The sequence below is a fragment of the Armatimonadia bacterium genome, from assembly GCA_039679385.1.
GTDB lineage: Bacteria > Armatimonadota > Zipacnadia > Zipacnadales > JABUFB01 > JAJFTQ01.
In genome coordinates, this window is sequence record JBDKVB010000066.1 from 34,987 (window position 1) to 54,194 (window position 19,208).

9 protein-coding genes are annotated in these 19,208 nt (G+C 65.3%); 3 read left to right on the forward strand and 6 right to left on the reverse strand.

Going from position 1 to position 19,208, the window contains the following annotated elements:
* Positions 1-37: 37 nt before the first annotated feature.
* Positions 38-2,740, reverse strand: coding sequence for a bifunctional YncE family protein/alkaline phosphatase family protein (locus ABFE16_06505; GenBank protein ID MEN6344940.1), 2,703 nt, complete (start codon positions 2,738-2,740; stop codon positions 38-40).
* Between the two features lie 553 nt (positions 2,741-3,293).
* On the opposite strand from ABFE16_06505, the gene ABFE16_06510 reads away from it, so the two are divergent.
* Positions 3,294-4,436: an alpha/beta hydrolase family protein gene (locus ABFE16_06510; protein MEN6344941.1), complete on the forward strand. Its 1,143-nt coding sequence runs from the start codon at positions 3,294-3,296 to the stop codon at positions 4,434-4,436.
* 9 nt (positions 4,437-4,445) lie between these two features.
* On the opposite strand, the gene ABFE16_06515 is transcribed toward ABFE16_06510, so the two are convergent.
* Entirely contained in the window at positions 4,446-4,811 is a 366-nt protein-coding gene (locus ABFE16_06515; protein ID MEN6344942.1) for a VOC family protein, read from the reverse strand.
* A gap of 230 nt (positions 4,812-5,041) precedes the next feature.
* On the opposite strand from ABFE16_06515, the gene ABFE16_06520 reads away from it, so the two are divergent.
* The gene (locus ABFE16_06520) at positions 5,042-5,872 is read left to right on the forward strand and encodes an alpha/beta hydrolase (GenBank protein ID MEN6344943.1); all 831 of its coding nucleotides are present in this window, start codon (positions 5,042-5,044) and stop codon (positions 5,870-5,872) included.
* A 31-nt stretch (positions 5,873-5,903) separates the two neighbouring features.
* Here the strand turns inward: ABFE16_06520 and ABFE16_06525 are convergent, their stop codons facing one another.
* The 3 genes from ABFE16_06525 to ABFE16_06535 form a co-directional block, all read right to left on the reverse strand.
* Complete coding sequence (locus tag ABFE16_06525) at positions 5,904-8,534, reverse strand: beta-galactosidase trimerization domain-containing protein (protein ID MEN6344944.1); 2,631 nt, start codon at positions 8,532-8,534, stop codon at positions 5,904-5,906.
* Positions 8,535-8,608: 74 nt separating this feature from the next.
* Complete coding sequence (gene galA, locus ABFE16_06530; GenBank protein ID MEN6344945.1) at positions 8,609-11,350, reverse strand: beta-galactosidase GalA; 2,742 nt, start codon at positions 11,348-11,350, stop codon at positions 8,609-8,611.
* 81 nt (positions 11,351-11,431) lie between these two features.
* Positions 11,432-14,467: a glycoside hydrolase family 3 C-terminal domain-containing protein gene (locus ABFE16_06535; protein ID MEN6344946.1), complete on the reverse strand. Its 3,036-nt coding sequence runs from the start codon at positions 14,465-14,467 to the stop codon at positions 11,432-11,434.
* Between the two features lie 174 nt (positions 14,468-14,641).
* On the opposite strand from ABFE16_06535, the gene ABFE16_06540 reads away from it, so the two are divergent.
* On the forward strand, positions 14,642-15,844 hold the full coding sequence (locus ABFE16_06540; protein MEN6344947.1) for a uroporphyrinogen decarboxylase family protein: 1,203 nt from the start codon (positions 14,642-14,644) through the stop codon (positions 15,842-15,844).
* Between the two features lie 46 nt (positions 15,845-15,890).
* Here ABFE16_06540 and ABFE16_06545 read toward each other — a convergent pair whose 3' ends face one another.
* Complete coding sequence (locus ABFE16_06545; protein MEN6344948.1) at positions 15,891-18,857, reverse strand: glycoside hydrolase family 2 TIM barrel-domain containing protein; 2,967 nt, start codon at positions 18,855-18,857, stop codon at positions 15,891-15,893.
* Positions 18,858-19,208 lie beyond the last annotated feature (351 nt).

A 19,208-nucleotide genomic window follows, 5' to 3' on the forward strand; every position in this document is an offset into this window, starting at 1 on the left:
GGAACTCAGCCCGCACCCCTCGATCGGACAGTGGCCCCTAAGGGTGCTGTGAGCCCGGGGCCATGCTGAGCTGGTCCACTACCTCCGGGTCGTCCAGTCGTACCGACGGTTCGAGCCTGGCACGCTGGTAGTCGGGGTCTTTGGGGTCCTTGGCCTTGAGTGGATCGAAGACGCGCGGGTCCACTTCGACATGGCTGTAGGGCCGGTAGTCCGGCTCCGTGGTGAAGCAGTCGGAGAAGTCGTTCGCCAGCGCGTCGAACATGTTGAGGGAGGGCAGCCCCAGGATCTGGTACAGCGTTCGGTGCATGCTCAGGATCGTGGTATGCCGGTGCGCGACATACCCGCGCTTCGCCCACGGGCTGATGACCAGAAGCACGCTACGCTGGGCGTCCACATGGTCGGGCTCGCCGCCTGCATCATCCTCGGTCACGAAGATGACCATGTTCTTCCAGTAGGGCGTGTGGCTCAGGAAGTCCACGATGCGCCCCAGGGCGAGGTCGTTGTCGGCCATCCACGAAGCAACGTAAGGATAGCCCTTGGCCGGCTTCGGTGCGGTACCGTGGTCGTTGCAGATCGCGATGTTCAGGAAGGACGGCAGCGGCTTCTTCTGGCTAAGGAACAGGGCCTTGATATCCTTGGTGAACCAGTCGGCGCGGTACTGGTCGGGAATGTTCATGTTGAAGATGGGGAACTCGCGGCAGGTGTTGTCGAAGAGCACCTTGGACATGGGCATGTTGATGGCTTCTCGTGCACCGGTCTTCCACTCGTCTTCGCCCTCCTTCACACCAGCGAACTCAAAGCCCTCACCGTAGTTGCGGAAGGGGACGCCAAAGCGTGCCAAGTGCTCCCACATGGCACCGGCCTCCGGGTAGTCCTCCGGCGTGATCGAGCCGTTCGAGCCGAAGGATGCCCGCCGTCCCGGGGCGCTACTCCCGGCGCTGAAGCCCCAACCGAGCGTGTAGGTCATCTGGCAGAAGTTGTTCGGCTGCACGCCCACGAGCCACCTGTGACCGACGCCGGAGGCCTCGGGCTCCATGTAGAAGTTGTCGCTCACGGCGAACTGGCGCGCCAGGGCATTGTGGTTGGTCATCACCGGCACGTCTTCCAGCGTCGGCTGATCGGGCGCTGTGAGCCGCTGATGGTAGCCCCACCTCAGCAAGGAGGGATCGTCCTTGGCCCCCGGGACGTGGTCGAAGATGGTGTCGTAGGTGTGGTTCTCCTTGGTGATGAAGACCACGTACTTGATCTTCTCCGAGGCGGTGCCTGGAGTGGAGGGAATCAGGGGCGAGGACAGCTCTGGCCGCTGCGACTGCCGATCCACCATCCCATTGCAGGTGAGGACTGTCGCGGTGTGTTTCCGCAGGTCCTTGTCGGGTGGCACCGCAAGGACGGTCAGCACACCGCGCATGTTCATGAAGGCGTCGGTCGGTCTGCTCGCGCCACCGCTCGGGCCGTTGCCGAAGCCCTTGAAGCAGATCACGGCCAGCGACTTGCCGTCGCGTGACACGGCCACGCGATACGGGTACCAAGCTGTCGGCAGGTGACCAAGAACCTGCAAGGTCGTCGGCTCCAGCACCGCGATGGCGTTGATGCCGGACTCCGCCACGTAGAGCCGACGCCCGTCCGGCGAGAGAGCCATGCCGCTCGGGCCCACACCGCGAAGACGCGCGGTGAGTGGCGAAGGCTGCAGCCGCATCTTCCGCACAATGCGCCCGGTCGCCAGGTCAAGGCGCTCGATGGTGTCGTTGTTGCCATTGGAGACCCACAGGCTGTCGCCCCGGGCCACAACAAAGTTGGGAGCGCTGCCTCCGACGGTCTTGCCGTTGTCGGCGGGCGCCCCCACAAGAAGCCCTGTCTTGATGCGGGAGACTACCTTCGGATGCGCCGGGTCCGACGCGTGCAGCGCCCACACTGAGAAGGACTCCGGCACATTCGGGTCGCCAAGGCCGGGAATGTGACGGCCCTCCACCTCGACACCCTCTGCTGACTCTCTGCTCGGGAACCCGAAGGGCGGGAAGGTGAGACCACGTTTGTCGAAGCCTTCAACCTCAGGCTCCGGCACGGGACTGTACTCGAACATGCCGATGTTGGCCACGTAGACGCGCTGCCCAGACACCGCCAGAGCATAGGGGTACCTGCCGACACGCACTGAGCCCACGACCTGAGCTGCGGCGGTGTCCACCACGACCACCCGGAAGTTGGTCACGTCAGCGCAGTACAGGTAGCGACCGTCCGGGCTGACCTGCAGATCCATGGCGTAGCTGTCGCGGAAGGTCTCGTTGCCGAGCGTGCCGTTCAGCGATATCTCCGCTCTCTTCGCCTTGGACGCCACGTCGAAGACGTAGACCGCACCCGTGTCGCCGCTGCTCCAGTAGAGCGACCGTCCGTCGGGGGAGTAAGCTGCGGCTCCACCGTTGGAGCGCTTGGTAGTTGTCCCCACCGTGGGCACAAGCTCAGCAAGGGAGGGCGCCTCGCCGAGCCAGGGCTTCACCAACTGTCCTAGGCCGCCGCTCGCCACGAACAGCTCCTCGCCGTCTGGGCTGAGCGTCAACCCGTGCGGCCACCGAGCGACGGGGATGTGCTTGCCCAGAGGACGCAGGAAGCGCCCGTTGGGCAGGATCGTGGTGCCCGCCGGGTCGTGGTGAGCGTACTCCAGGATCGCCGGTGCGCACAGGTAGGGTCGGTCTGCGGCACCTGCGGAGGCGGCAGCGAGAGTGAGAAGAAGGGCGACCAAAGGCATCAAGATCAGTCCTTGCCGGGCCGAGGGGGCACCCAGTTATGTAGACAACCGCCCGTTCTGCCGTCGTGAGACCGCAGCGCCGGGTCGTCAGTGGCCGGCGCGTCGCCAACGTCCTGCGGCGCCCCGCAGGTTACTTCGCGGGAGGAAGCGAGCTCTACCTCGTGTGCAAGTGCAGGTTGTTCGTACCGTTACGAACGTTGCGCGCTACCTCTGTGCCATCACAGTACACAACGTCGGCCCCACAGTCGCCTGTCCAGGTCAGCAGGAAGCGCCCTTGCGAGTCGGTTCGTACCCTCTGCGTCACTCCGCCCGTGAGTCCGCCCACTGCTGCACTTACATAGGACATAGTACTCGGCTGCCCGTTCGGGTAAGTAACGATACCACTGATGACACCCATCCTGTAGTCCCCCCAAGGGCGCATGATGTGGCGACAGCCGGGGAGTTCCGCTCGGGACCTACATGGTCCTTCATGCCTCGGCCACAAAGACCGCGAGTTAGGCCGCCCTTCTCATACAGGCAGGTACGCGGGATGGTAGAGGGGAAGACCAGACCCATGAGCAACCGCTCCACTTTCCGCAGCGAACGCCCCGACGGACGCTTCGGCAGCACCCTCGGGTTCCTGCATGCCTACGCAAAGGCGAACCCACCGCGACTTGCCTTCAATCCGGATTTGCCCTCCGGAGATCTACCCGCGTGGCGCGGTGCCGTCCGCGACAAGCTCTGCGAGATTCTCCGGTTCCCCGAGGTGCCGCCGCAGCCGAGTCCTGAGCTGCTGTGGGAGGAACCGCGCGATGGCTATCGCCTCCAGAAGTGGGAGGCCTACCCCGAGCCCCTCAGTGTCGTGTCCTACCTTGCGCTCATCCCAGACGGAGGTGACGCGAGGCATCCAGCCCCTGGCGTGCTCTGCTGCCCCGGCTCAGACTGGAGCAAGGAGTCGCTGGCAGGGGAGCCCGAGCTCGATGGAGCACCCCGCAAGAACCACCACTGGGCCAACAACCGGCAGGCGCTGTTCTACGCTCGGGCCGGCTTCGTGGCTGTGGCAACCGACAACCCGGGCATCGGTGAGCAATCCGACCCGATCCATGCCGAGCGCCGGGAGATCTCCCTGAATGGCCTCTGGCTCGGTCGCGGCTACGAGAGCCTGTCGGTCTTCCATCGGCTGCCGATCCTGCAGTGGCTCAAGGACCAACCCTTCGTCGACCCGCGTCGCATCGCCACAAGCGGCCTGTCCCTTGGCGCAAAGCCCGCCCTGCTCCTAACGGTGCTCGACCCGGACGTCGCCGCTTGCGTCTGGAACGACTTCACGTCCTTGTGGCGTGTGCGCATGATCGTCGAGAATCTGGACTGCATCGCCGTTCACCAGTACGTTCCCGACTTGCTCGCCTGGTTGGACTATCCCGACCTGATGGCGTCTCTGGCGCCCCGCCCCTTGCTGGTCAGCGAAGGCGGCCGCACCGCCGACCTGAGGGTGGTACGCCGGGCGTACGAGCTCGCCGGCGCGCCGGAAGCGCTGGAGGTCGTCTACTACCCGAGGTACGCTACACCCGACCTTCGGCCCTACGACGACCTTCCGCTGCCTGAGGGACTCACGAGCGAGGCGTACTTCAAGTACGCGAACGTGGACGCACCCAACCACGAGTTCAAGCCAGAGGTCTGTGTGCCCTGGTTGGCGCGGACGCTCCGAATCACTGGCTGACGCCGGGTGCTACTCCTTCTGCATCACCTCGAACAGGCCGAGGCAGTTGCCCTGCGGATCCTGGAGCACTGCGATCCAGCCCATCTCGGGTATCTCCGTCTTGGACACAAGCACGGTCGCTCCGAGGCTCTGCGCCCGCTCCGCATAGGCCGCTACATCCTCGACGAGGACGTAGTTCATGATGCCCTGTCCCGGGTGCTGGCGAGCCATCATCCCTCCAGCGAGCGCACCAGGCTCGGCGCTGGTCTGCACGAACCAGTAGTCGCTGAACCCCGGCGCCGCCGCGACCTTCCATCCGAACAACCCCGCATAGAAAGCAGCCAGAGTCTCGACGTTGTCAGCCGGAATCTCGAAGTGGCAAAGGATATGGTCCATCGACATCAGCCTCCAGGCGATCAGTAGTGGAGGTCTGGTTCGTCGTGAGTGGCATGAAGCCTGCCTGCAACTCCGGGAGCGTGCTTGTATCTGGAACTGGAAGGAACAACCGGGGTGCTGCGGAAAGGTAGCGTGCCCTGACCGGCGCTGCGCCCTGACCTGCTGGCGGGCCTTCATGCTCGGCTCGGTTTCGTGCCGGCTGATGCATGGCGGCCTATGGAGGAACCCTGATGCACGTGACACTGCTCGTGCCCATCGTCCTGCTCCTGGCCGTGACGCTTTCCGCTGCCGAGCCACTGCCCACTCCTCGGCGCGAGACCTTCAACTGCACCGCCGACGGGTCGAAGTGGCCCTACCTGGTGCAGGACTCCCCGGGACCTGCCGAGGGCATTCTGGTCAACCTCCATGGCCACTACTCAGACGAGACGCAGATGATGACCGAGGGTATCTACAAGGACGCCTTCGGCAAGCTCCGCCGCGAGTGCCTGCGCCGCAACTGGGTCTACGTGACCGCGTGGTATGGCGGAAACACCTGGATGGGCCCGCTCGGTGAAGCGGGCCTGGCGGATCTGATCGGGGTACTGAGGAAGCGGTGGCCGAAGGTACCCGTCTACCTGCAGGGGGGCTCGATGGGCGGCAGTTCGGTGTTGGTCTTCGCCGTGCGCCGGCCGGACCTGATCGACGGCGTCGCAGCAAGGTGCCCGGCCGGGGATATCGCCGCTTACTATGACTGGGCGCTGGCGCACGCGGCCACGAACGCCACCTTGCGCAGCATCACCGACGCGATCCGCATCCACTACACCTGTGACGGCCATGACCTGCGTCAGGAACTGGAGCTGCGCTCTGCCCTCAGACACGCAGACCGTCTCACTATGCCGGTGTCCCTTGCGCACGGCTCTGCGGACACGCTGATCCCTGTGGACTGGACGCGACAGTTGGCCGAGCGCCTGCGTGCATTCGGCCGAAGGGTGCAGTATGAGGAGGTCGAGGGCGGCGGTCACGACTCGACCGTCGACTCGGTCGACTGGCCGAAGGTCCTGGATTTCCTCAGCGGCAAGTAGGCGCCGAGCGCGCCGATCCGTCTCCGCAGCCCTACCTGACCAGGTGCCACAGCCCGGCTTCCTGCGGTCCCAGAACCACCCTTGCAGCGCCGTCGGTCACCTTGAGCACGGCGTCTGCAAGAGTCCCGTCGGGCTGCAGACGGTATCCCTGTAGCTCCCCCGAACCCGTCACCCGAAGCTCGGTCTCAACCGCCTCGTTCTCCCAGTTGATGACCAGGAGCACGAGCTCCCCGCGGTCATTGGTCAGACAGGTGGCCTCGATATCCTTGCCGGGCTGCAGGGCCGCCAGAACCCCTGGCGCCTGTCCGCAGCCTTGATGAAGGACGGCGTCCAGCACTGCAACCTGTCCCTGTGCCGGCGGATTCGGCACGATGCGCTCGGTCCGTGTCCGCTTCTCGTTGTCACGATTGGCCACGAGGTCATAGCCAAAAGCGCCCGCGAGATAGAGGACCTCTCCCTTGCCGATCTTGTGCTGCAGGATCGCAGGCTTACCGGCCACCGTCGCACACACCCGTGCGTCGGCACCGGGCACCACTTTCTCGTAGACCTTGAAGGTCTCCGCACCGGTACTCGGCAGCCACGGCTGGGTCGTCACAAGCGCGCCTTTGGTCTCGCCCGAAGGTGGAGCCTGCAGGCCGCAGAGATCCAGCAGCGCCGGCTTCGTGCGCGGCATCCCCATCTGGTCCAGCGAGCCACACTCGGAGATGACCACCACCGTCTTGCCCTGCTGCGCGAGTTGGTTCAGAACCTCTGCCTGCCTGTCGGCAATCGCAAAGGCGAAGGGCACGACGATGACAGGATAGTCCGCCAGTTGCGCTTCCTGCACACTCTCCAGGTAGTACAGGTCTGTCGGCACGCCCCGCCGGAAGAGGTAGTACAGCACCTCGTGCTGAGCGACGGCCGCGTAGCGCGGATCCTCGACCGCATGGGTCAGCAGAGCCGAAGGCGTCGGCCTGGTGTAGAACCGCCACAGGTCATCGGCCGCCCGTGAGTGCAGATACGCAACACGCTTGACGGGCTGCAGATGGCCCAGCCAGGGGTCGGCCTGCTTGAGCAACCCGTACACACCCCGCACGCAGGCTCGTGACACCGCCGACCGATCCGTGGTCTTCGACGCATCCGTCAGGTGGTCATAGTGCCACCAGGCCAGCTCCCGCGCCCCATGACAGACCGCTGACAGCGCGCTGCCATACACCTCTACCGGGTCCAGTTCGCGGTCCGCTGCCCGCAGACGGCTGCCTTCCAGGACGATCCCACACTGCCGCTTTGGCGTCGCCGCGGTGAGGTGCGCTGCCGTCTCGGTCACGTACCAGTGCGTGCTGTCACCTACGTAGTTGTGCAGCAAGATGTAGGGATCGGTCGTCGGCATGTCGAGACCTGTCTCGTTGAGACGGTCCCAGGCGACGCCGGTTCCCCACCACTGGTCGCTGCAGATCGGTGAGACGCAGATGAGACTGTCGGTGCGGACGGCCGGGTTGACCTGCCTGATCGCAGCTACGCCGCGCGCGATCCAGTTCGTCGTGCTGTCGTAGCGCTGCTGCAGGTATCGCAGGTACGCGGCGTCCTGGCTCGGCGGGAAAGCACCCGCGGAGAGGTCAGGCAGCTTCTGCCCGTAGGTCTTCTCGTAGAGCGCCTGGCACAGGGGGCAGTCGCACATCTCCGGAAGCTTGCTATAGAACTCCGCGACCCTCGGGTCGGCGTGCTTGGCGTACCGCTCCTTGAGCGAACCGTTGGACCAGTTGTACTCGTCCGGCACCAGCGAGATGCCCGCGAAGTCATAGCCCGCCGCCAATGCGAGGGTCTTGTTCCAGGCCTCTCCCCACGGACCGTTGACGCAGTTGTACTGAGGGAAGTTGGGGTCGTCGGCGTCCTTGATTCCCGGCCTGGAGGGTTCACCCGTCGTTAGCCACACACCCAGGCCCTTCTGCTTTGCAGTCTCCAGAAAGCCACGCACCTCAGCATTGCCCTTGCCCTCCTCACCTGTCCAGAACCCGGGCTCGCCGGACAGGTAGAGGTGCATGGCATTGGCGTTCAGGTCGCCGTAGGTCTCATAGACCGCCTGCTGGGCGGCGACGTTCGTGCGATCCTCGGGCTCGAAGCCTGCGTTGTGCAGGAGGTTCGGACCCTCCGGCGAGCCCAGGAACACGTCGTCGAAGTAGACGGTGCCGGTGCGCCAGCGCAAGAGTGCATAGAAGCGCGCCGACGCCAGCGCCTTCTGCGGTTTGACGATGGTCTCCGAGTACTCCCAGTCATGCGTCCCCGGCTTGAAGGTCGCCAGTTGCATGCTCAGGCTGCCGCCGTCCACGTAGCTGAAGTCCACATATAGTGAGTACTCGTGCCCCGTAGCGTTCCCGCTGACGTCGACCGCCTTGCTCCAGCCCGAGATCTTCAGCGGCTCCGGGGCGGTTTGGTTGAGCTTAACGGTCTGGGAAGCGCCGGATCCCCTCGCTGCAGCATCGGTGGTCACACACCGGAGGCTGTAACGACCGCTGTGTGCGGTCTCCTCGGTGAGGCTGAACCCGTCGCCATGGCGGCTCCAGTAGCCGGTAGACAGCAACGGACCGGCGGAGCAGTAGATGCCGCGGGTGATGTTCCCCGACGGCACGAAGGCCCAGGACAGTGAAGACACAAGCAGCAAGCAGCAGGCACAGGCAGCACGCATGTGAGGCCATCCCTTCTGCGAGCGAAGTCTGTAGACCCGGCTTGTCGTACGTTCCTGGACGGCGCAACGCCAGGCTATCGAGTACGAATCGTGACGCTAGCCGGCTTCAGACCCGCCGACTGCGCAGTGAGCCGGATCGTCCCCGCCTGCGCGGTAGACTGCACGATCACCATGCAGTAGCCGTGGAAGGCGTGGCGACTCGTGGCCTTGTCCGGCTCGTGGCTGCTCGGGTCGCCATTGCCCACACCGAGAATCCGCCCCGGCCCTTGCACCGAGAAGACGACGCTATTGCTAGCTGTGGGCACCACTCGCCCTGCGGAGTCGAGAATCGCCACCGGGATAATCGCCACGTCCTCGTTGTCAGCGGTGATCTCAGTTCTGTCCGGCGCGAGGCGTACCGAGGCCGGATCGCCGGTGGTCTCCGTCTTCTCGGTGGCAACGACCTTGTCGCCACTGATACCCCTGACCTCCAGGCTTCCCGGAGCATACTTCACCTTCCAGGACACGTGCCCGTACCGGGGGATGTCCTGAACGCCGACGCTCTGCCCGTTGACCAGCAGCTCCACCTTCTCGCAGTTGCTGTACGCCCACACGTTGATCTCCTGGCCCTCTTTGCCCTGCCAGTTCCAGTGCGGGAAGGCGTGGACAACGGGCCCCTCGCCCCACCAGGCCTTGTAGTACCACCAGCTATCCTTCGGGAAGCCGCAGGTGTCCATGACGCCGAAGTGCGAGTTGATGCAGGGCCAGTCATAGGGTGACGGCTCCCCGCGGTAGTCGAACCCGGTCCACACGAAGGAGCCGGCCACCCACTCGCGCTCGGCGACGGGCTTCCACGACCCCTCCGGGTTGCCCGAGTACTGACTTACGTAGCCTCTCGGGCGGTCGTCGCCGTACTCACCACGGCTGGAGACGTGACTCGCCGTCTCGCTGGCGAAGACCGGCACCCCTGGGTGGTCCTTGTGGAAGGGGTCGTACATGCGCGGGTTGTAGTTGAAGCCCTGCAGGTCCTGGACACCTGTGATGCCCGAGCCCCAACCACCATTCATGGCGCACGAGACCGGCCGTGTGGTGTCGAAGCGATGCACCGTGTCCTTCATCGCCGCGAACATAGCCGCACCCTCGGGGGTGCCCTGACGCCGCTCCTCATTGCACATGGACCATATGATGATGCTTGGGTGGTTGCGGTCCCGCTTCACCATACTCTCGACCTGCGAGAGTATCTCGGGGCTGCTGCCGAGGTGCCGGTTCTCGTCCATGACGAGCATCCCCAGCTTGTCGCAGGCGTCGAGCAGCTCCGCCGCCGGCGGGTTGTGTGAGCACCGGTAGGCGTTCGACCCCATCTCCTTGAGTTTCTCTATCCGCCAGGCGTGCATTCGGTCCGGCAGGGCGATGCCGACGCCCATGAGGTCCTGGTGATTGCACGTCCCCTTGATCTTCACGGGCTTGCCGTTGAGGAAGAAGCCCTTGTCGGCGTCGAAGTGGATCGTCCGGATGCCGAAGGGCGTGACGGTACTGTCCATGACTTCCGCGCGGCGCAGGACCGTCGTTTCCAGGCGGTACAGTTGCGGTGTCTCCAGCGACCACAGGAGCGGCTTGGCCACCTGTGCCTTCTGCGTCAGTTCGCGGCACTCGCCGGCCTTCACACGCAGCGGCGAGTCGAGCTTGCAGATCTCCCTGCCCGTGGGGTCGACCACCCTTGATACCACGTGGCAGACGGTATCGCCCTTGCTGTCGTTGGCGACGGCGGTCTTGATGGTCAGCGCCGCCTCGTCACTCGCGCCCTTGTCACCGTCGCGTACCACGGCGCTGACGAAGGTCCCCCAGTGGTCGACGTGAGTGGGGGAGAGCTTGGTCAGGTACACATGGCGGTATATGCCGCCGCCCTCATACCACCAACCCTCCGAACCGGAGGCGTCGACTCTCACCGCGAGCACGTTCCGTCCGCCGCACTTCGCCAGGCCCGTGATGTCGCAGTGGAAGCTGGTGTAGCCGCTCACATGCCGGGCGAGAGGGCGTCCATTGAGCCACAGCGTGCTGTTGCGGTAGATGCCGTCCAACTCCAGCCACAGGGTCTTGCCCGCATCCTCAGCAGGCAGGCTGAACTCCTTGCGATACCACCCAATCGTCTTGGGCAGGTACCCGTGACTGCGGTCACCCTTCTCATCGAAGGTGCCCTCGACGACGAAGTCATGGGGGAGATCGACCTTGCGCCAGGCGCGGTCGTTGAAGGAGGGGCTCGGAGCGGAGTCGGCGGGAACGGGAGCGGTGGAGGTCGTCTGCAGGAGCGCCGGACCACGCACGCCTCCCGGACCGCCACCGGAGTTCCCAATCTGCATCACCAATACGTTGGGTCCTGCGGGTCGCCACGCGGAGCCCAGCGGAACGTCGAAGGCGTCATCCCAGCCCTCGTGGGTCATGAGCTTCTGACCGTTCAGGTAGATCGTCGCCTCGTCGTCGATGCTCTCGAAGTGCAGGCTTGGGCTGCTGCCTGTGATCAGGGGCAGCCTCGTCCGCACCCAGGCGAAGACCCTTGCGCCGCCGAACAGGTCGTCGCCGGTAGTCATGTCCTTCCAGTCCGCCCCGGCGGTATCCAGACCTTCCGCGGCCATCTTGGCCGGGTCGAGATCGCCGCGCTCATCGACCTTCCAGCGCCACTTCATGATGGGCGTCCCGGCAGCAGTCACCTGCAAATCGCCCAGGTGGAACCGCCATCCGGCGTCCATGAGTATGCGCTCACGCGAGGCGCCGCTCTCGGCGGCAACAGCAGAGACGCAGACTACCACGACCAGCAATGCAAGAGCATAGGCGGCCTTCATCGCTTCACCCTCCAGACGAAATGCCCTTCAGTGAGCCCTGACCGTCTCTACCGAGCAGCCGGATGCGCCTGACCGGCCTGACTACTGCGGACCGTACACGGCGAAGTCCCACAGTGAGTAGCCATAGGTTGTCCCTCGCTTGAGACCCGTCAGCCGCACGTAACGCGCATCGGTCGCGTCGAAGGCAACCGTCTCCTCGTCGCCCAGTCCGGTGTCCGTGGCATAGACCTCTTTCCACCCCTTGCCGTCACTGGAGACCACAAGGGCGTAGGCGCTCCCGAAGGCCGCCTCCCAGCGAAGCACGACGCGATTGACCTTCGTCACCTTGCCCAGGTCGACGGTCAGCGTCTGCGGATCGCTGAACTTCGAGGCCCAGCGCGTCGAGAGGCTGTCGTCCACAGCGCCCTCGCCCGGAGTGTCCTCGCGCTCGACCGAGGACACGGTGACAGGCTGCTTCAGAGCCAGGTTCTTGCCCCAGGACGCCGGCGTGGGCTCCTCCATCCACTTGCCGAGGTTCGCCACCGGCTTCAGCACCGTCTCCGTTAGCATGACCTCGCCCCGCAGGCGGATATCACGCGACGAGGCTCCGATCTGCGCCTCATAGGTCCCCGCGTCGGACCGCCACTGCTTGCCGGGGACGTCGCAGTAGGCCAGCGCCGCCGCGTCGAGAGTGAAAGTCACGGCCTTGGCCTCGCCCGGCTGCAAGGCCACCCGGGCAAAGCGCTTCAGCTCGCGGACCGCCTTCTCGATCTTCGGCGCCGGGTCGTGGACGTAGAGCTGGACGACCTCTTCGCCCGGTCGCGCGCCGGTGTTGCGAACGGTCAGGCTCACCGTCACCGGCTGCTTCGCGGTCATCGTCGTGGGCTCAATCCTGAGATCGCTGTACGCGAAGGTGGTGTAGGAGAGCCCGTAGCCGAAGGGGTACAGCGGCTCCACGCCTCTCTTGTCGAAGCTGCGGTAGCCCACGAAGGTGCCCTCGGCGTAGTTCACGACGCCGCCTCCGCCGGGATAGTTGCCGAAGTCCGGATAGTCCTCACGCCGCGCGGCGAGGGTGTCGGGAAGCTTGCCCGACGGGTTGACATCGCCAAACAGCACGTCCGTTACCGCCTGTCCGCCCTGCTCACCAAGATACCAGGCTTCCAGGACCGCCGGAATCTGCCCGATCCAGTCGCCCATCCTCAGCGGCGTGCCATTCGTGAGCACCACCACGGTCCGGGGATTGGCTGCCGCCACTGCCTGGATCAGCGCTGCCTGATTCCCGGGCAGCTCGAGATCGTCGCGGTCGCGCCCCTCACTCTCGTAACTTGCGGAGAGCCCGGCCAGCACCACAGCAACCTCAGACTCCCGAGCTGCCCTCGCGGCCGCGGCGATCTGCGGGTCCATGTCCGGCTTGGCCCCGGGAGCGAGCATCCCCAGAACCATTCCCGCCTCGCCGGTGTTCTCGTAGAACTCCGCCCGGAGGTCATAGGCTCGACCGGCCTCGAGTTGCAGCGTGGCCGTCGCAGACTCCATGCCGTGGTCCTTCCACGACTCGACGACCTGTTTGCCATCCAGGAACAGGCGCGAGCCGTCGTCGCTGGTGATGCACAGGCGGTACTCCCCCGCGACGGCAGGCGTGAACTTGCCCGTCCAGCGAGCAGAGAAGTGGTCGTTGGGGATCGGCCCGCCCGGACCATTGCCACCCCAGTGGAAGTCCACTGTGTTGTCGGTCCGCACCAGCGCCGGAGCGCCCTCCAGAGACTGGTTGGCGAAGTACTCGGCCTTCAGACCGTGCTCTCCGGGTTGGCCGCCGGCGGGAGTCAGCAACTCCGCCGGGATGGCCGGAAGGGCCTCGCCGGCAAGACTGCTGCCGCGGGCGTAGTTCACCACAACGCCGTCGCCGACCCGGGCCTTGATGGCATCCAGCGCATTCACGTTGCTTCGCGAACTCACGTAGCCGCTGCCGCCCATGCTCAGGCGGTTCTCCGCGGCGTTGGGACCGATGACGGCGATGGACTTGAGCGCCTTGGCGTTGAGCGGCAGCAGGTTGCCCTCGTTCTTGAGCAGCACGATGGCGCGTGCACCGGCCTCGCGCGCAAGGTCCCGATGAGCCTGGCAGTTGACGATGCTGTTATCGGGGTGCTTGGGGCCATCCAGCAGGCCGACGCGGATGACAGTTCGGAGAATGCGCCGCACCTTGTCGTCGATGATCTCGCGGCTCACCTTCCCCTGTTCGACCAGTGGCATCAGCCGCACGGGGTTCATGTAGGCACCGGTAGGCATCTCCAGGTCGGTGCCGCCCTTTGCTACGCCCTGAGTACTGTGCGCTCCGCCCCAGTCGGTCATCACGCAGCCGTCGAAGCCGAAGTCGCCCTTGAGCACGTCATTATTGAGGTAGTTGTTTGCGGAGCAGTGAGGGCCATTGACCTTGTTGTAGGCGTTCATCACGCACCAGGCTCCGCCTTCCTGGACCGCAGCCTGGAAGGCCGGCAGGTAGATCTCGCGCAGCGTCCGCTCCTCCACCTGTGCATTGATGCTGCCCCGTTCCCACTCCTGATCGTTGCAGGCATAGTGCTTGACGCACGCGGCAGCGCCGGTGCCCTGAACGCCCTTCACATAAGCGACCGCCATGCGTGAAGCCAGGTACGGGTCCTCGCTGTAGCTCTCTCCATTCCGCCCGCCGAAGGGAGTGCGGTGGATGTTCACGCAAGGCCCCAGGATCACGTAAGCTCCCGTTCCCTTGTTCTGCAGCTCCCTGCCGATCGCAGCGCCAAGGCGCTCCACGATCGCCGGGTCCCAGGTGGCGGCCATAGCGATCCCGCACGGGAAGGACGTCGCCGGGCCTTGCGTCCCGGACTCGCCGCCGCGGACGCCGATCGGTCCGTCACACATCCCCATGGCCGGGATTCCCAGCCGCTCGATGGCCTTCGTGGCGAAGCCGGTTCCGCCGAGGAGGTTCAGCTTCTCCTCCAGGGTGAGCTGCTTCAGCATGTCCTCGACGCGGGCTTCCAGAGGGGCCGTCGCATCCTTGTATACGGGCACACCGTCTGCTGCCGAAGCCGTCGGTACCGTGCTGAGGACACACAGCAGAGCCGTCAGGGCAAGCAGACAGGCGAGCAGTGGCTGGGAGGTGCGCATAGGGAGGCGTCCTTTCACGCTGTCCTGGGGAGTCGCAATGGTCAGCAATTCGCCTCGTGCAGCGCTCAGACCTGCGCCCTGAACCCTCACACCCGGTGGGAGGTGCTCGCTCATGGCGGCGGAAAGGACGCGTCACATGCCTGCCCTATACCGAAGCCCCAGGAGAGCGAACTCATGTCTTGGCATCTGCAGGACCCTCCGGACTTCCAGCGGCACAACGAAGAGGTCGCCGCCGTCTGGCAGGCGTATCACGAAGGTCGCCCGACGAGGGTCCCGGTATCGGTGCACGGAAGCATCCGCAACCTGCTGCAGAACCCGGCGATCAACACAACGGGGTATACCTTCGAGGACTTCTTCACCGACCCGGAGGCGCAGATCCAGTGCCAACTGGCCTACCAGGCGTGGTACCGGAACCACGTGCTCTGCGACCGTGAGATGGGACCGCCGAAAGAGGGCTGGACACTGACCGTCGACTTCCAGAACTCCTATGACGCTGGCTGGTTCGGCTGCCCGATGCACTACGACGGCAACGCCGTGCCCGATACGGTCGAGATCCTCAAGGAGGATAAGCACAAGCTCTACAACATGGAGTGCCCCGACCCCTTACGCGGTGGTCTGATGGGGCGGGCGGTGGAGTTCTACGAATACATGCATGACCGGTGCCGCAATCTGGAGTTCCAGGGACTGCCGGTACACCCACCACGAACGCTTCCCGGCGAGGGCTCCGACGGACCACTGGATGCCGCCTACAAGCTCCGCGGCGCCGCCGAAGTGTGCTTGGACATGGTCACCGACCCCGACTACTACCACGATCTCCTGGGCTTCATCACCCACTGCCTGGTTCGCCGCATGAAGGCCCTCCGTGAGTGGCGCTGGGAGCGCTATCCCGACTCACCGGACAAGGGTGTGTTCCGTCGCCCCGGGTTCTCCTTCGCCGATGACGCGATCGTGCTGCTGTCGGTACCCCAGTACCAGGAGTTCGTCTTGCCCTATCACCGGCTCATGGTGGAGGAGTTCAGCGACGGCGGTCGCACGGGCATCCACCTCTGCGGCGATGCCACTCGCTTCTTCCGGCTGCTCCGCGATGAGCTCAAGGTCTACAGCTTCGACACGGGCTTCCCGGTCGACCATGGTTGGCTGCGTCGAGAGCTGGGGCCTAAGGTGCAGATCTACGGCGGCCCCTCAGTGATGCTGGTCAAAGGGGGACCGGTCAGCGCCCTTCGCGACGAAGTGCGGCGGATCTGCGAATCGGGCATCCTGGAGGGTGGCAGGTTCGTCCTGATCGCCGCCAACAACATGGCGCCCTGCACCCCGGTCGAGCACGTGGCGGCGATGTACAAAGCGGCACGGGAGTTCGGGCGCTACCGCGCGGGCTAGCGGCGCTCCTGCCCCGGCCTTTCGCGCGGAGCAGCCCTGGACATCGCTACCGGTACAGTCGGTCGATGCGCTTGCCCATGGCGGCGGAGATCGGCTGACTCTCGCGCTGCACGAGGCCCTGTGCGTAGCTCACCAGGTTCAGCAGCAAGCGGTCCGCTGCAGGATGGCTGTCGAGGTGCTCGACGATCCGCAGGCTGTTCAGAACGAGCCATCCAGCGCCGAAGCGGTACGCACCCAGGGTGATGCCGGACTCGTAGCCGCCTGGACAGGGATAGCCCAGGGCGAAGGCCGCGCAGAGCACCTCCTCCGGGTCGTCCAGCCCCTGGAACATCTCGTGGCCGGTCACCTGGTCGTAGTCCTCCGCGTCCATCAGACCAGCCTCCTGCAGACCCGCGAAGACCTCATGGCGTCGAGCCACGCACTCCCTGTGGTAGAGCCAGTCCCAGAAGCTCCTGCATATCCCGCGGTTCTTGAGGGGCAAGCGGAAGGTGGTGTCGTCGTCCTTGCGCAGGGCCGCCGGCTGGAGGAAGACCGCGACGCCGCCGGCAGCAACTGACCGCAGGAGATCTCGCCAGGGCTCCGCGGCGCTCTCGCCGGGATTGCCGACGAGAACCACCTGCGGCTTCTTGCCCTGGCGACCCCTGAAGTCGCGACACCTGAGGGCCCTGGTCGCGAGCCAGTCAGTCACCTCCTGACCCAGTCCCCACGTGGCGACCGAGCCGTGCAGACGATGCCACTGGGCAGGATCGGACAGCCGGAAGGCCTTGCGGTTCCCGAAGGGATGGCCTCCCTGCTCCAGGCAAGCGGCAAACTCGTAGGCGCCCGCAGGGCCGTCCAGGACGACCTCCTCCTCCAGCACCGGCACGGCCAGCGGTGCCCAGTCCTTGCCTTGCACCTCCGGGATCGTAAGCGTCGTCCGTTTCTCCCAGGCCAGGCCCGCGGGGCCCTGGATGCGGAAGCAGACCGGGTACTCGCCCGGCGACAGCACCTCCTCGTTGGCCAGCACCGCCTCGAATCGCAGCGGGCGTCCGGCGTACCCATGCATCGGTGTGACGAACAGGCACCAGCGCAGGGGCGCCCAGCCGTCTTGGAGAGTGTCCACGCACTCCGGCTTGAACTCCCGCCACAGCGTCCAGAGGCCTTCGCCGCTGATCGCGTGGTCCAGCATCCCGGTGAGGTTGAAGCCACAGATACGCGGGTTACTGCGGATGAGGTCGAAGCCCAGTCGTCGCTGGCGCATATGCCGACGCTGGCTGTCGAGGAGCATGTCCTCCGGGAAGGCGTAGGCGTCGGAGAAGCCCCAGCGCTCCCAGTCTGCCTGGAAGCGCTCCACCATGCTGCGCAGGAAAGCCGGGTCGGGCAGATCGGCGCGGGCTCCTGCCTGCTCGAACCTCCGTAGCTCGCCGATGACGTTCATCAAGCTGCCGATGCCGTACTCCGAGACGAACACGGGCTTTGTGTCACTGCCGAGGCGGCGGAGAAAGTCGTAGGTCGTCGCCGGATGGGGAACAGGCGGGTAGACATGGGCATCCCCTGCGCCGGGGAAGTACCCGCCGTGGATGCCGTCTCTCTTGGCCGTAGTTGGTGGGGCGTCAGGCGCCTCGGCTCCCCAGACGTGCTCCCAGGTGTCACTTCCCGGGTTGCTCACCGACCCAATCGACGGCTGGGCATCCCACCTGCCGCTGCCCAGAAGCACGAGGCGGGTATCGTCCAGCTCCCGGACGAGCCCCAGGTCTGCCACTGCTTGCCGGAAGACCGGGCCGTCGTGCGTCTCGTTCAGCATCCCCCAGATGGTAACGCTGGGGTGGTTGCGGTCGCGCAGGATCATCTCCCGGATCGAGCGGTCGTAGCGCTCGGTCATGTGCGGGGACTCGCCCAGACACCAGCCGGCGAGACACTCCTCGTACACCATCAGCCCGATCTCATCGCAGTAGTCCAGTTGCTCGGGCCAGGGCATGCCGGCGATGAAGCGCACCATGTTGTAGCCGCAGGTCTTGGCGTAGAGTAGATCGCGACACAGGAAGTCCGGCGTTGGTGGCACGATCTCGCCGATGGGGAAGTGGTTGCCGGTGTGCGTCGAGCGCAGGAACACCCGCTTGCCATTGAGCACGAACCACCCGTCCTGGACCCTGAAGTCGCGGAACCCGAACCGCACGGAGTAGCGGTGTCGCCAGACCCCTTCCGGGCCGGTCGTCCTCAGCATCAACTCCGTCCGGTACAGGCAGGGCTCCTCGGGACTCCAGAGGCGGTGCTCAGGCACCTGGAGGGAGAGCACGTGTGAGCCGTCGCCCGGCGCGAGTTCCACTTCCGCCTGTGCACCGACCAGAACCTCGCTCTCGCGTGCGTCACCAATCACCACCTCGACCTTTCCCGTCTGCGCTTCGGCCTCGTCACTGTGAATCGTGACGGAGAGCGTCACCTCACCCGTCGCAACGCAGGGCTGGGCGAAGACCTCGGTGATGCGCACCGGAGGCACCACCAACAGCTCCACCGGCTGGATCAGGCCGCCGAAGTTGTAGGTGCTGCCGGGGATGAAGGGCACGCGCTTGTTGCGATGTGGTACCTCGGCGAGCACGAAGTCATCGACCCGCTCGAGGCCCGGGTTGATGACGCGCACCGCCAGCAGGTTAGCCTTCCCCGGCCTGATCGTGTCGGTCACGTCGAGGGTGAAGGGCGTCTCGCCGCCTTCGTGGCTACCCACCGACCGACCGTTCAGCCACACCTCGGCGAAGTAGTCGACCGCTCGGAAACGCAGCACAGTCCGTTCGCCTGAGCGTCTCGTGGCCGGAGCTGTGAACCTGACCCAGTACCAGGCCACACCATGGTAGTCAGGGAACACCTGCTGGAGGATCCCGGGTACCGGCGCCGGCTGAGCCTCCGGACGAATCGCCCGGTACCAGCGCCCCCGGCGGCCCTCGTTCTGTGGATCGATCGCCAGTTGCCAACCGTCACTGATGCGCTGCACAATCGGCGTGTGCTCCAGGTCCCCTGCAAGGGAGCGCTGCTGTGTCATGAGTGGTCATGTCCCTGTTGTCGTTGTGGATGGTCTCGTCAGGCATCCCGGGGAAGCCTCACAAAGAGCCCGCTTCCCGAGCACCCGGTCTGTTCGCGTCCTCTGCCTTCGTGCCCTCCTTTGGCTCCAGTACGCGGGAACACCGACCGACAAACACGCAGGAGGAGGGTTGGCATGAAAGGAAAGGTCAACTCGTGCGGTGTGCTTTGCAGGGGCCCAGGAACCACCAGCTTCCGTGAGAGGTAGGAAAGCCAACCATGATTGACATCCACTCGCACTGCCTCCTCTACCATGACCCGGCCCAACGGGCGAACCCCGCCTTCCTCAAGTTCATGTCTCCGCCCGAACTGG

What these genes read in the sequence shown, in the direction of transcription:
- ABFE16_06545 (MEN6344948.1), bottom strand. Translation starts at nt 18,857, where the DNA reads ATGACACAGCAGCGCTCCCTTGCAGGGGACCTGGAGCACACGCCGATT.
- ABFE16_06535 (MEN6344946.1), bottom strand. Translation starts at nt 14,467, where the DNA reads ATGCGCACCTCCCAGCCACTGCTCGCCTGTCTGCTTGCCCTGACGGCT.
- ABFE16_06505 (MEN6344940.1), bottom strand. Translation starts at nt 2,740, where the DNA reads ATGCCTTTGGTCGCCCTTCTTCTCACTCTCGCTGCCGCCTCCGCAGGT.
- galA (MEN6344945.1), bottom strand. Translation starts at nt 11,350, where the DNA reads ATGAAGGCCGCCTATGCTCTTGCATTGCTGGTCGTGGTAGTCTGCGTC.
- ABFE16_06540 (MEN6344947.1), top strand. Translation starts at nt 14,642, where the DNA reads ATGTCTTGGCATCTGCAGGACCCTCCGGACTTCCAGCGGCACAACGAA.
- ABFE16_06515 (MEN6344942.1), bottom strand. Translation starts at nt 4,811, where the DNA reads ATGGACCATATCCTTTGCCACTTCGAGATTCCGGCTGACAACGTCGAG.
- ABFE16_06520 (MEN6344943.1), top strand. Translation starts at nt 5,042, where the DNA reads ATGCACGTGACACTGCTCGTGCCCATCGTCCTGCTCCTGGCCGTGACG.
- ABFE16_06525 (MEN6344944.1), bottom strand. Translation starts at nt 8,534, where the DNA reads ATGCGTGCTGCCTGTGCCTGCTGCTTGCTGCTTGTGTCTTCACTGTCC.
- ABFE16_06510 (MEN6344941.1), top strand. Translation starts at nt 3,294, where the DNA reads ATGAGCAACCGCTCCACTTTCCGCAGCGAACGCCCCGACGGACGCTTC.